This window comes from Marinobacter sp. CA1, from assembly GCF_020546665.1.
In the GTDB taxonomy this organism is placed as follows: Bacteria; Pseudomonadota; Gammaproteobacteria; order Pseudomonadales; family Oleiphilaceae; genus Marinobacter; species Marinobacter xestospongiae.
In genome coordinates this window covers 768967-781410 of sequence record NZ_CP071785.1, presented here as the reverse complement: position 1 = coordinate 781410, position 12444 = coordinate 768967, and the positions used below count along the sequence as shown (strand labels likewise).

At 63.9% G+C, this 12444-nt stretch carries 12 protein-coding genes; 5 read left to right on the top strand and 7 right to left on the bottom strand.

Annotated elements, in window-relative coordinates; translation table 11 throughout:
* Positions 1-51: 51 nt before the first annotated feature.
* The 3 genes from J2887_RS03625 to J2887_RS03615 are packed head-to-tail and all read right to left on the bottom strand — an operon-like array spanning position 52 to position 2605.
* Positions 52-891, bottom strand: coding sequence for a molecular chaperone (locus tag J2887_RS03625; protein WP_227174115.1), 840 nt, complete (start codon positions 889-891; stop codon positions 52-54).
* 33 nt (positions 892-924) lie between these two features.
* Positions 925-1947 carry a DUF4402 domain-containing protein gene (locus J2887_RS03620; RefSeq protein WP_227174114.1) on the bottom strand — a complete coding sequence of 341 codons (1023 nt, stop codon included), beginning with the start codon at positions 1945-1947 and terminating at the stop codon, positions 925-927.
* Positions 1948-1957: 10 nt separating this feature from the next.
* Positions 1958-2605: a hypothetical protein gene (locus tag J2887_RS03615; RefSeq protein ID WP_227174113.1), complete on the bottom strand. Its 648-nt coding sequence runs from the start codon at positions 2603-2605 to the stop codon at positions 1958-1960.
* Positions 2606-3301: 696 nt separating this feature from the next.
* On the opposite strand from J2887_RS03615, the gene traF reads away from it, so the two are divergent.
* From traF to trmL, 5 genes are all read left to right on the top strand, one after another.
* Positions 3302-4546 carry a conjugal transfer protein TraF gene (traF, locus tag J2887_RS03610; RefSeq protein ID WP_227174112.1) on the top strand — a complete coding sequence of 415 codons (1245 nt, stop codon included), beginning with the start codon at positions 3302-3304 and terminating at the stop codon, positions 4544-4546.
* Positions 4547-4661: 115 nt separating this feature from the next.
* Complete coding sequence (locus J2887_RS03605) at positions 4662-5780, top strand: multifunctional CCA tRNA nucleotidyl transferase/2'3'-cyclic phosphodiesterase/2'nucleotidase/phosphatase (protein WP_227174110.1); 1119 nt, start codon at positions 4662-4664, stop codon at positions 5778-5780.
* Positions 5781-6055: 275 nt separating this feature from the next.
* A complete protein-coding gene (locus J2887_RS03600; protein WP_227174108.1) occupies positions 6056-6835 on the top strand; it encodes a pteridine reductase in 780 nt (259 codons plus the stop codon).
* Between the two features lie 101 nt (positions 6836-6936).
* A complete protein-coding gene (locus J2887_RS03595) occupies positions 6937-8115 on the top strand; it encodes an acetyl-CoA C-acetyltransferase (RefSeq protein ID WP_227174106.1) in 1179 nt (392 codons plus the stop codon).
* Positions 8116-8120: 5 nt separating this feature from the next.
* The gene (gene trmL, locus J2887_RS03590; protein WP_227176043.1) at positions 8121-8585 is read left to right on the top strand and encodes a tRNA (uridine(34)/cytosine(34)/5-carboxymethylaminomethyluridine(34)-2'-O)-methyltransferase TrmL; all 465 of its coding nucleotides are present in this window, start codon (positions 8121-8123) and stop codon (positions 8583-8585) included.
* Between the two features lie 39 nt (positions 8586-8624).
* On the opposite strand, the gene J2887_RS03585 is transcribed toward trmL, so the two are convergent.
* The 4 genes from J2887_RS03585 to J2887_RS03570 are packed head-to-tail and all read right to left on the bottom strand — an operon-like array spanning position 8625 to position 12442.
* Entirely contained in the window at positions 8625-9458 is an 834-nt protein-coding gene (locus J2887_RS03585) for a heme ABC transporter ATP-binding protein (RefSeq protein ID WP_227174104.1), read from the bottom strand.
* Positions 9458-10498 (bottom strand): FecCD family ABC transporter permease, encoded by a 1041-nt coding sequence (locus tag J2887_RS03580; RefSeq protein ID WP_227174103.1) that lies wholly within the window; start codon positions 10496-10498, stop codon positions 9458-9460. The genes J2887_RS03585 and J2887_RS03580 overlap by 1 nt, the downstream gene beginning before the upstream one ends.
* The gene (locus J2887_RS03575) at positions 10488-11339 is read right to left on the bottom strand and encodes a heme/hemin ABC transporter substrate-binding protein (RefSeq protein ID WP_227174101.1); all 852 of its coding nucleotides are present in this window, start codon (positions 11337-11339) and stop codon (positions 10488-10490) included. The genes J2887_RS03580 and J2887_RS03575 overlap by 11 nt, the downstream gene beginning before the upstream one ends.
* Positions 11312-12442 (bottom strand): hemin-degrading factor, encoded by a 1131-nt coding sequence (locus J2887_RS03570; protein WP_227174099.1) that lies wholly within the window; start codon positions 12440-12442, stop codon positions 11312-11314. The genes J2887_RS03575 and J2887_RS03570 overlap by 28 nt, the downstream gene beginning before the upstream one ends.
* Positions 12443-12444: the final 2 nt, after the last annotated feature.

Genomic DNA, 12444 nt, shown 5'->3' with positions numbered 1-12444 from the left:
TCTTCTATCTGTTGCTATTGGGGGCTATTGCTATTGGCAAGCCTCTGTCTATCAGCGGCTCTGAAAGACACGCTCGTCCCAGAGCCGACCGTCGTACTCCGCCACCCCTTCGTAACCAATCCGTATCCACGAGCCGGCAGGTATGGCCGCATCCCTCAGCGGTACGTTCACCACCTTGCGGTCGGTTTCGGTAAACAGGTACAGCTCCTTGCGGCGGCCAATCAGCTCCACCGGGCTGTTGGCGTCCTGCTGCATTTCCACCCTCAGGTCACCGTAACTGCTGCTCTCACCCTGACGACTGAGGGTCACCGCCAGCGACATGTTCTGGTCACCAGTGGCGGGCACCACCTCCACGTTCTCGATGGCCACCTGCGGCGGTGCCACCTGGTGCCGAACAATCACCGGCACCGAGAAGGACATCTGCATGAACAGGCGAAAGCCAATGCCCTCCTGATCCTGACTCCCCATCTCGATCACCCCCGCAGGTTCGGACTCCTCCGCAATCACCTTGAGCTTGAGATGGGACCGATACTCCCCCGGCGCCAGATCGGCAGGCGGGCGGAAGTTCAGCCGCACGGTCTGATTCTCACCGGCGCCGACGGTAATCTGACGTGGCGAAAAGCGGACCATGGCCGCCGCGGATGGCCAGTCTTCACCTTCTGCCACCGGCTGATAGGTGCCCTCGGGGCTCATACGTTTGTCTTCCCAGCTCAGCCGGTAGGTCTTGGGGCCGTCGCTGGTGTTGCGCAGGACCAGGGTCGCCGAGCGATTGTTGATGTCCATGGCTGCCCGGGTCGGGCTGATCAGCATCTCTGCCCAGGCCGGCGGCGCCAGCATCACCATCAGCAGGGCCCATATCGGCCAGGCCCGCAGGGAAGGAAGTCTGTGCATGGTCACGAGCTCTCCACAAGTCATTGGTTAGGGTCAGTAGGACACGGTGATGGTATAGGTCCCCTCGTAAGTACCCGCTGGGTAGACGACCTCGGTCGCCGTAATCTGGGTACTGAGGGTGCCCCCAACGCGAATTTCCAGGGCACCAAATTCATCGGTGCGGCCACTCTGATCCGGCAGGGTTGCCATCGCATTGAGGATGAAGTGGGGACCGGCAGGAGCCTGAGTATGCCGGAGCAGCACGTCCGTGGCTGATACCGTAATATCCAGTTCCCGGAAGGGCGCAGCCCCACTGACCGCAACCACACCGGGCGTGGGCTGAGTCAGCGACACAATACGGGCGTTGCCAGCGTTGGTCACATCCCGACGACCATCAGGAAACAGCCTCAGGCTGGCCTGATCATCCGGTGTGCCAACCGCGTACAACACACCAAAGTTGAGCCGGTCGGCTTCTGTCAATTCAAAGCTACTGCGCACCTCACCTGCAAAGGTGACGTTCTCACTGACCGTCACGTAGTCACTCAGGCTGGGTTCCCAATAGTGGAACCGAAGCTGGGCATTGCCGCTGTAGGGCGCATCTTCATAGCTACCGCCATTGCCGGAGGTGCTAAAGCTGGCGCCAAGCTGGAACTCAACTTCCCCAAGCTCGTTGGTACGCACCGAACCGGTATCGTAGCTGCCAACAGAAAGTAGCTCGGGTATGCCGGTGCCTCCGGCAGACAGGGTGATGTCATCGATTTCGACATCAATATTGGTGTTGGGCGGAAACCCCGTAAGACGATAACGACCGGGCTGACCGACCGCCACCACCACGATGTCACCAATCACATTGAGATTGCGGCCGGAGCGGGGAAACTCCAGCACCGATACGCTGCCATTACCGGTGATGGCAATGGTGCCAAAATCAAAAACGCTCAGCTCTTCGATTTCGGTGGCCGCCCGGACCGGGGACAGGGCCAGCAGCCAGGCAGAAAGAGCCACAAAAAAGAGGTGCCAACGAGGCACCTCCTGTCGATGGGTCAGCGACGTGGCGTGGCGATAACCCCGCCCCGTCACACCCGAGGCCTTAGAATTCGGCTGTGACCTCAAAGGTTCCCTCATAGGTTCCGGTTTCATACTGGGTACGTGTACCGCTGTCATCAGTGAAAACCTCTGCACCAATACCGAAGGTAACGGCAGTTGCGCCGAAGTCCGGGTCAATGGTTACCGGGGCACCAGGAACCGCAGGACCACCGGACTCAACACCGTCGGTGATATCACCCACAGTGAAGTTGGCCAGGTAGAGTCGCGCAACATTCGGGTCACCAGCGGTGCCCCCGAGGCGCACTTCGACAGCACCGGCAGCGAGCAATGTTGTCGCAACGTCGCCAGCCGCAGCCCAGGTGGAAGCATCAAGAGCGGCAGTAGGTACATTGACAATAAAGTTCTGATCCGTTGCAACCGAGGCCTGAGCCGCACTTTGGCCGCCAAGGCTGGTGATAACCTGATCTGTTTCGCCCGGGGTAAAGGAACCATCCGGGTTCAGTACCAGCGTACCGATACCGGTGCCGTCGGTGGCGTTTACAAACAGTGTACCCAGGCTCATCGGTGCGACAACAGTCACTTCCAGAGTATTCTGAACATCCGCAGTCACACCAAAGTCTGCGGCGTAACTGGAACCCGCGCCGATGGCGAGACCGCCAGCAACAACCCCCAAACCGATCTTGCGCATCATCACATTACTGATTGTCTTTGTCATACCAAAACCCCTTAGGTTTTATGCCCATTGGTTAGAGGGCCCGAGTCAAATTGTCTGCTCCCGAAGAGGAGCTGCGCCCTTGGCAGAGTTCATCAACGGAACCGCCAGCGCTCTCTGAGTTTTACGACATCCATGTACAAAACTTAATGAACCCACTTCCCGATCACTGAATCGGCCCACCTGAAATCAGACTGATGGCCAAATTACGGCTTACTCTTCAATAACCTGGAAGATCGTAAAGCTTTGTCAAAACATATCCTTCCGTCGTTGCCTCCTGCGCTGCCCAAGCACATCGCACAGGCTCAATACCTGGTGATGCTCAATTCCGGGCTGCCCCCTGCCAACGGCCACCTTCCATTTGCGGACACTCTTGTCAGCACCTGTATGGTTTGGGGTCATGATTGGCTATCGGACACCTTTCCAAAAACTTAATAGCAGTTAACAAATTTTTCCTATGAAAAATGTAAGCTTTGGCAACCAATCTGAACACAAATAATCAGCAAGGCTACATAGGGCGCAGGGATGTAAGGACATATTTCCGGCCTCCCCGCATCTCGCCTACTGCCCGGGCTCACCAAAACGCAGTGATGACGGGCTCTGACGGTGACGTCCAGGCAGCACAGGAGTACTCTGAGAGCTGATCGCCGTGACAAACTGATACTGGAGTTCACCGTGCCTGCCTCGGACACTGTCTGCCGTCTGACCCTCGGCCTTGGCGTACTGATCGCCACCACTCACACTCTGGCCGCACCGTCACCGGTCGCGGGCGCCCGCGCCAGCGCCATGGCGGGCACGGGCGTCGCGGTGGCACAGCCGGCTGCCGCCAACCTGACCAACCCGGCCATGATGGCCAGCCGCTACCATGCCCGCGGTAATGAGGTTGACCTGATTCTCCCCAGCTTCACCGTCCAGTTGGCGGATGACGAAGACGTCGTCGACCAGATCGACCGGGTCCAGGACACCATTGACCGGCTGGAAAACAGCGCCCGCCAGCAACAGATCCCGCAGGCCCAGGCCGCAGCCAAAGACTTGGACAATCAGCTCCGGGCACTGGATCGGGATACCGCCCGCCTGGATGCCGGACTCGCCTTCAGCCTGGCGGTGCCCTCACCAGAGCTGTCGGTTGGCGTGTTCAGCCGCGCCAGCGTTCGCTTCACCGCGCGCGGCGATATCAGCGACGAGGACCTGGCGCTGCTGCAACTGGTGGAAGACGACCCACTGGCCGCGGCGGCCGCGATTTCGATCTCCGACGACCTGCAATCCAGGGGGCGCACCCTCGCCGCCTCGATCGCGGAAGTCGGAGTTGCCTTCGCCAGGAGCATTCGCCTGGCGGAAGACCACCACCTGGCCCTGGGCGTCACCCCCAAATGGGTGCGGCTGGAAACCTTCGAGTATGACGTACGGGTCGACGAATTCGACGAGGACGACTTCGATCGTGATGAGAACCGTACCGATGACAGCCAGCTAAACCTCGATCTGGGTGCGGCCTACACCTTTGGTGAACGCCAACAGTGGAATGCCGGCCTGGCCATCCGCAACCTGGTGCCAATGGACCTGCAAAGCCGCGGTGGGCTGACATTCGAGGTGGACCCCAAGGTAACCGCGGGCCTCGCCCATCGTGGGGTCTATCACGTGGTGACCGCAGAACTCGACCTCACCGAGCAGCCGGGCTTTGGCTTCAGCGATGACCAGCGCTGGCTGGCTCTGGGCGCGGAATTCGATGTGGCGATGCTGGCCCAGGTGCGCCTGGGGCTTCGTCACAACCTGGCGGGAGAGGATCAGCACCGCGGCGTGGAGGAAGACAGCCAGCTCACCCTGGGCCTGGGCCTCAGCCCCTTCGGCGCCCGCCTGGATATCGCCGCCGTGCTCAGCGATACCGAGCAGGGCGGCGCGATTGAGCTGGGTTGGCGTTTCTAGCCTGGCTCGGCATAATCCCGCAACAGCCGAGCTGCATCCAACAGGGTTTCCCGCTACGAGCCCCCGGGCCAGACACCTCGGCAGCACCAAGTCAGGGGCAGAATTAAGGAGCACTATGGAGATCTACCTCGTCGGTGGCGCGGTGCGCGACGACCTGCTGCAATTACAGGTCAAGGACCGAGACTGGGTGGTGGTGGGCGCAACCCCCGAAGACATGCTGGCCAAGGGGTTCAAACAGGTCGGCGCAGACTTCCCGGTGTTCCTCCACCCCGACAGCCATGAGGAGTACGCCCTCGCCCGCACCGAACGCAAGCAGGGCCAAGGCTACCACGGCTTCACCGTCTACAGCGCACCGGACGTCACCCTGGAAGACGACCTGATCCGCCGGGACCTCACCATCAACGCCATGGCCCGGGATCAGGCAGGCCTGGTGGTGGACCCCTTCAATGGTCAGGCCGACCTGAAAGCCAGACGGCTTCGTCACGTCTCGCCCGCGTTCAGTGAGGACCCGTTACGCATCCTCCGTACCGCCCGCTTTGCCGCCCGTTTCGCGCCGCTGGGTTTTACGGTCGCGGAGGAGACCCAGGCACTGATGGCGAGGATGACCGCCGATGGGGAGGTGGCCCATCTGGTCGCGGAGCGGGTCTGGCAGGAGATCCAGCGGGCCCTGCACGAACAGGCCCCGGAGGTATTCTTCCAGGTCCTGAGGGACTGTGGCGCCCTCGAGGTCCTGATACCGGAACTCGCCCCGGCTGAGACATTCAACCAGGCCATGGCCACGCTCCGGTGCCTGGCCCCCACAGCCGCGACCACCGAGATGCGGCTCGCCGGCCTGCTGTCGCCGCTGACAGCCAGGATCGCCCAGGCCCGAGCCAAGGCCTTGAAGGCCCCCAACGACGGTATCCAACTGACCGCACTCGTTGCCGGGCAGGGACCGGAAGCCGCGTGTATCGTCAACCAACCTGACGCCGAGGCCCTACTGGGCTGGCTGGAGCGCGTCGATGCCTGGCGCAAAGCTGACCGCTTTGAACGCCTGCTGCAGACCTGCCGCTGCACCCACGCCGCTCTGACCGCCGACCAGGCCGACTGGCTGAGTAAGGCCCGCGACCTGACCGCCCGGGTGGATGCTCAGGCGCTGATGGCAGAGGGCCATCAGGGCAAGGCATTGGGAGACGCCATCCGCAAGGAGAAGCTGGCGCGGCTCCAGCGGTTAACCCAGAACGCCGTTTACTAGTGTCCCGTCTGGCTCATTCGTTGGCTTACTGCTTGTCTCTGAGGGTTCTGACCAAGGCGCCGCTGTGCCGATGTGGTGGTACCACATCAAACAGTGGCAACACAGGCTCAGAGCCCTCAGAGACAAGCCCTTCGGGAGCCACTGACAACCCGAATAGCGTTGTTGTACTGTCTCGATTTGGAACCACCAAACCGTCACCAGCACGCCTAGCTCTTCGGGTTGTCAGTGGCTCAGTAAGTCAACGAATGAGCCAGACGGGACACTAGGAAGCCACCATGACCCATCAGCAGGACCAGAGATCACCGGTTGTTCTCATCACCGGCGCGGCCCACCGGCTTGGCGCCACCATGGCCCGCCACCTGCACCAGCGGGGCTGGCGGGTGCTGATCCACTGTCGCTCCCGCCGCGCCCAGGCCGACGCTCTGGCCCGGGAGCTGAACCGGCAGCAAAAGGGTTCCGCCACCACCCTGGCGGCGGACCTTGCCGATCTCAACCAGGTTGAGGCACTTGCGCAACAGGCCGTCGACCAATGGGGGCGCCTGGACGCTCTGATCAACAACGCGTCGGAGTTCTTCCCCACCCCGGTTGGCGAAACCAGCGCCGACGATTGGTCGCGACTGTTACACACCAACCTGCGGGCGCCATATTTTCTGCTGCAGGGCTGCCAGGCGGCACTCACGGCAACCCAGGGCGCGGTGATCAACCTGATCGACATCTACAGCGAGCGGCCACTGGCGGATCACCCGCTCTACTGCGCCAGCAAGGCCGGCCTGGCGGCCCTGACCCGCAGCTGGGCCAACGACCTGGGCCCGGCGATTCGGGTGAACGGGGTCTCCCCCGGCGCGATCCTGTGGCCGGACCAGGACGATGGTTACCGTCCTAACGACGACAACGATGACGGCGACTACCGCCAGGGCATCCTCCGCCAGACCCCGCTGGGCCGGACGGGGACACCGGAGGACATCGCCGGTGCGGTGGCCTATCTGCTGTGCGACGCGCCCTTCGTGACCGGGCAGATCCTGTCCGTCGATGGCGGCCGCAGCCTGAGCCTGTAGCTCACACCGGCTAGCAGGTACAATGAACGACTTTCTGAGGTCCGCACCATAAACGCCGCATACCATAACGCCGGACCGCCCAATCAATCAGGAGAATTGCCATGCGTGACGTAGTCATTGTTGCCGCCAAACGTACCGCCATCGGAAGCTTCGGTGGTGGCCTGTCCAGCCTGCGGGCCGACCAGCTCGGTGCCGCGGTGATCCGCAACCTGCTGGAGGAAACCGGCGTGGCCCCCGAGCAGGTCAACGAGGTGGTGCTGGGCCAGGTGCTCACCGCTGGCAGTGGCCAGAACCCGGCTCGCCAGGCTGCCATCCACGCCGGCCTGCCGGCCTCGGTTCCCGCCATCACCATCAACAAGGTGTGTGGCTCCGGGCTGAAAGCGGTCCATATGGCGGTGCAGGCCATCCGCTGCGGCGATGCCGACATGATCATTGCCGGTGGCCAGGAAAGCATGAGCCAGTCTCCCCACGTGGTGCCCAACAGCCGTAACGGCCAGCGCATGGGCAACTGGACCATGATCGACACCATGGTGCACGACGGCCTCTGGGATGCCTTCAACGACTACCACATGGGCATCACCGCGGAGAACATCGTCGACAAGTACGACATCAGCCGCGAGGAGCAGGACGCCTTTGCCGCCGCCTCCCAGCAGAAAGCCGTAGCAGCCCAGCAGGCGGGTCATTTCAGCGGCCAGATCGTGCCGGTGAGCATTCCCCAGCGCAAAGGCGACCCGGTGGTGGTGGATCAGGACGAATGCCCCCGTGATGGCGTCAGCGCCGATGGCCTCGCCAAGCTGCGCCCGGCATTCCGCAAGGACGGCACCGTGACCGCCGGCAACGCCTCCTCACTCAACGACGGCGCCGCGGCGGTGATGGTGTGCAGTGCCGAGAAAGCCCAGGCCCTGGGCCTGACGCAGCTGGTGACCATTCGCGCCCACGCCAGTGCCGGCGTCGACCCCACCATCATGGGCACCGGCCCGATTCCTGCCAGCCGTCGCTGTCTGGAGCGGGCCGGCTGGTCAGTGGACGATCTGGACCTGGTGGAGGCCAACGAGGCCTTTGCCGCCCAGGCTATCTCCGTCAACCGGGATCTGGGCTGGGATACCGACAAGGTCAACGTGAACGGTGGTGCGATTGCGCTGGGCCACCCCATCGGCGCCTCCGGCTGCCGGGTACTGGTCACCCTGATTCACGAAATGGTGCGGCGCGATGCCCACAAGGGCCTGGCAACCCTGTGCATTGGTGGCGGTATGGGCGTGGCCCTCGCTGTTGAGCGGTAATGGCCCTGCTCAATGTGGTGCTGTACGAGCCGGAGATACCGCCGAACACCGGCAACATCATCCGGCTCTGCGCCAACACCGGCTGCCAGCTGCATCTGATCGAGCCGCTGGGCTTCAGCCTGGAGGACAAGCAAATGCGCCGGGCGGGACTGGATTACCGGGAGTACGCCTCAGTCCGGGTGCACCCGGACTACGCCAGCTTTCTGGAACGGGAACAGCCGCGGCGACTGTTTGGCCTCACCACGCGGGGACAGCGCGGTTACCATGAGGTTCACTACGAAGACGGTGACTACCTGATGTTCGGCCCCGAAACCCGCGGACTGCCCGCGGCGGTCCGCGAGGGTCTGGCGGAAGACCGGCGGCTGCGGGTGCCAATGAGGGCGGACAGCCGCAGCCTCAACCTGTCCAACACCGCCGCACTGGTGGTTTACGAAGCCTGGCGCCAGCTGGGCTTTGCCGGAGGTGCTTGAGAGCGACTTGCCGAGGAAGACGTTGAAGCGCCCGGGTAACTAACCTGCACCCATGGCGGCAGCCATGGGCGCGAACGACGCCCCCGAGGTCCCCAGGGGCACCACCATGGGGTAGCCCTCAGGCAACTGCTCCACCCGGGCCCGCAATCCGTAGACCCGCTCCAGCATGGCTGGCGTGAGGACGTCCCCGGGGCAGCCATCTATCCGTGTTTGCCCCCGGGACATCACCACCAGACGATCGGCGTAGGCGGCCGCCAGGTTGAGATCGTGCACCACCGCCAGGATGGCGTAGCCCTGGTCACTCGCCAGCTCCCGCAGCAATCCGAACACCAGCTGTTGCTGGGCCGGATCGAGGGCGGAGGTGCATTCGTCCAGCAGCAGCAACCGGGGCCCGGAACTGTGCCAGAGCTGGGCCAGTACCCGCGCCAGCTGCACCCGCTGCTGCTCACCGCCGGACAGGGTTGAAATCAGCCGGTCCGCCAGCGCCGCCACCTCCAGTCGCCTTAGCAAATGCTCGATCAGCTCATCGCGCTCTTCCGGACTGCCACGGGAACAACCGAGGGCAACAATCTCGCGGGCGGTGAACGGAAAGTTTACCTCCACCCGCTGAGGCATCACCGCCCGGTGCCGTGCCAGCTCAGGCCGACGCCAGACCTGCAGGCGCTTGCCGGCGATGTGCACCCGTCCACTCTGCAGCTCCAGATCGCCGGAGGCGACTTTCAGCAATGAGGATTTACCCGCGCCGTTGGGACCCAGCAGCGCCAGAAGCTCTCCCCGCTGCAGGGACAGCGACGCCTGGCTCAGTATGGTCTTGCCACCCAAACTAAGGCTGACGTCGTCAATCTGCAAGACCCGGCCTACATCGAACACCATCAGCTCACCCTCATTCGCATCAACAGAAACAGAAAGAACGGGCCGCCCAGCAGCGCCATCATCAGCCCGATGGGCAACTCCGCCGGCGCCACGATCACCCGCGCAATGCAGTCCGCCCCCACCAGCAACGCGCCCCCGGCGAGGGCGGAGCCTGGCAGCAGCAGGCGATGGCCGGCGCCCACCAGTTGCCGCAGCAGATGCGGCACCACCAGGCCCACAAAGCCGATCAGCCCGGTCACCGCCACTGCCGCTCCCGCACCCAGGGCCACCAGCAGGATCGCGCCGCGCTTGATCCACACCACTGAATAGCCCAGGTGGCCGGCAACCGCCTCGCCCATGGTGAAGGCGTCCAGCGGTCTTGCCAGCCAGGGCGCCAGCACCAGTGCCAGCAGCATCCACGGCCCTGCCACCACCAGGTCGTCCCAGCGCGCCTGCCCCAGGCTGCCCATGTTCCAGAAGGTCAGGGAGCGGAGCTCACCGTCGTCGGCATGGAAGGTCAGCAACCCGGTGATCGCGGCGGCGATGGCGTTGATGGCGATCCCCGCCAGCAGCAGGGTGGCCACCGAGACCTGGCCGGAGCGGCTGGCAATGCGCCAGGCCAGCAGCGTGGTGCCGGTGGCCCCCAGGAACGCGGCCACCGGGATCGCCCAGCGACCTGCGAACAGGGTCCAGCCCGACAGCCAGGTGCTGCCCAGCACAATCACCGCCACCGCGGCCATCGCCGCGCCACCGGACACCCCGATCAACACCGGGTCCGCCAACGGGTTGCGAAACAGCCCCTGCAGGATTGCGCCGGACACCGCCAGCACCGCCCCGGTCAGGAACCCCAGCAGCAGCCGCGGCATACGAATATCGAACAGCACCATCTGTGCCGCGGTGCCACCGGCATTGCTGTTTGCCAGCAATGCCAGTACCTGCCTGGCTGGCAGCGGGTAGGCACCACTGGTCAGTGACAGCAGCGCCACCGCCAGTGACAGCAGCAACAGCGCGGCATACACCGGCGCCGGCGGCAGGCGCTTGACCGTTGCCTCAGTCGTCATGGCCCGACACGGGCTGACTCGGCAGGATCTCGTTTACCTCTGCCAGCGCGTCCGCCAGGCGCGGGCCATACCCCAGCAGGAACATGCTGTCGCCGGTGTAATGATGGCCGTTGATCCAGGCCGGCAGCTGCGCCAGTTCCGGCCAGTCCTCAATCCGGAACTGGCCCGGGGTCGCTTCGGCGATGATGATCGCATCGGGGTTGGCACTGATGATTGCCTCCCGGCTTGCCGGCTTGTAGCCCGTCACTGTCGCCACGGCGTTGTCGGCGCCCAGACTCCGGATAAAGGCATCAGCCCCGGTGTCGGCGCCACCAAACACCACGCCATGGTTACCGGCAGACATGATCAGCAGCACCCTCGGCCGCCAGCCCCGGGCCTCAACGTCCTTGGCAAGTGCGGCGAAGTCATCGGCCATTTCCGCCACCAGCGCGGCCGCCTCCGCCTGTTTGCCAATCAGCTCACCCACCCGGGTGACCCGCGCCATGGTGGCCTCGGGCGAACGGGCCAGCGGCAGCTGTTCCACCTCCACGCCGGCGGCCGCCAGACGCTCCAGGGTCTGTTTCGGCTGGGCCTCCACGGTGGTGATCAGCCGATCCGGCTGCAGCGACAGCACGCCTTCAAATGGCAGCGCCCGCAGATAGCCAACCTTGGGCAGGCGGCGGGCCTCTGCCGGATAGACACTGGTGGTGTCTACCGCTACCAGAGCCTCTTCGCCCCCCAGGGCGTAGATGGTTTCGGTGATGGCACCGTTGGCACTGACAACCCGAAGATCGGATGCCGGGTCTGCCGCCTGGGCCACCGATGTCAGCAGCGTCAGAGCAGCCAGCAGGGTTGTACGCATAACGCCTCCTCCAGAGCCCGCACTTCCGCCCGCCAGGCTTCCGATTCCGCCTGCCCGGGTTTGCGCTTGCCAAACACGGTGATCACCAGCTCGCCGTCGGCGTTGTAGCCTTCCACCGAGGTGATGGTGCCGTCGGTGGAGGGGCGCCGGGTCACCCACCAGGCGGTGATACCGTCGGTGTTGGCATGCAGGTTGAAGCCAGGGTCCAGCACGTTCATCCACGGTCCGGTGCGGCGTAGATTGCTGACGGTGCCGGTAAAGATCTGCACGATGCCGGGATTGCCCACAAACACCATCACCGGGCATTCACTGCGCTGCACCTGGTGCAACAACAGATCCAGCGGCGATGGTGCCAGTTCGGGCTGGGTCTGCAGCTGTCGGCACCAGTCCGGCCCCATCAGCTCTACCGCCGTCAGCCGGTCCACCTTGTTGCGCTTGAGCATGGCGTGGAAGTGGTGGACGTCCTTGAGCGCGGCCCAGTCAGCCTGTAACGGTGCCAGCTCAACCTCGGCGACCGGGGTTCGGGGCTGGGGCGCTGGTGCCGGATTCAGTACCGGAGCCAGCGCCGGTACGGTATCAGCGTCGGCCTGAAAGCTCGCTACCAGCGCCTCCCAGGCTTCGGCATCGGTGCCATCGGTGCGGTAGATCTTGTGCACCGCCCGACCATGACCATCGAAAAACTGCAGGCTCTCGCGGGTGCCACCGCGTCCGGATTCCAGCACCCGGTAGCCGTAGTACCAGTTATTGAAGAACACCCGCACATCGATGTCCCCCACGGCCAGCCCCATGGCCCCGGAGCCACCCACCTTGAATTCGTGGAAGGCGGCGGTTACTTCATGGACAACCTGCTCGTTGCGACTGAGGATCATCACCTCCCCAACCGGGTCCATCGCCTTGAGCAGGCCGCCAAAATCGGCCACTAACGGAGTGACCGAACCGGCTTCACGGCACAGCAGCAGCTCCAGTTCACTCACCCCCAGCTCGCGGGCGGCGTTGCGAATCCGCAGATTGGGCTGTTCCGCCAGCAACGCCTGCCAGCGTTGGGCCAACGAGTTATCAATCGGCGCCTGTGGCACTTCTGAAATGGTATCCATCGCAGCCATGC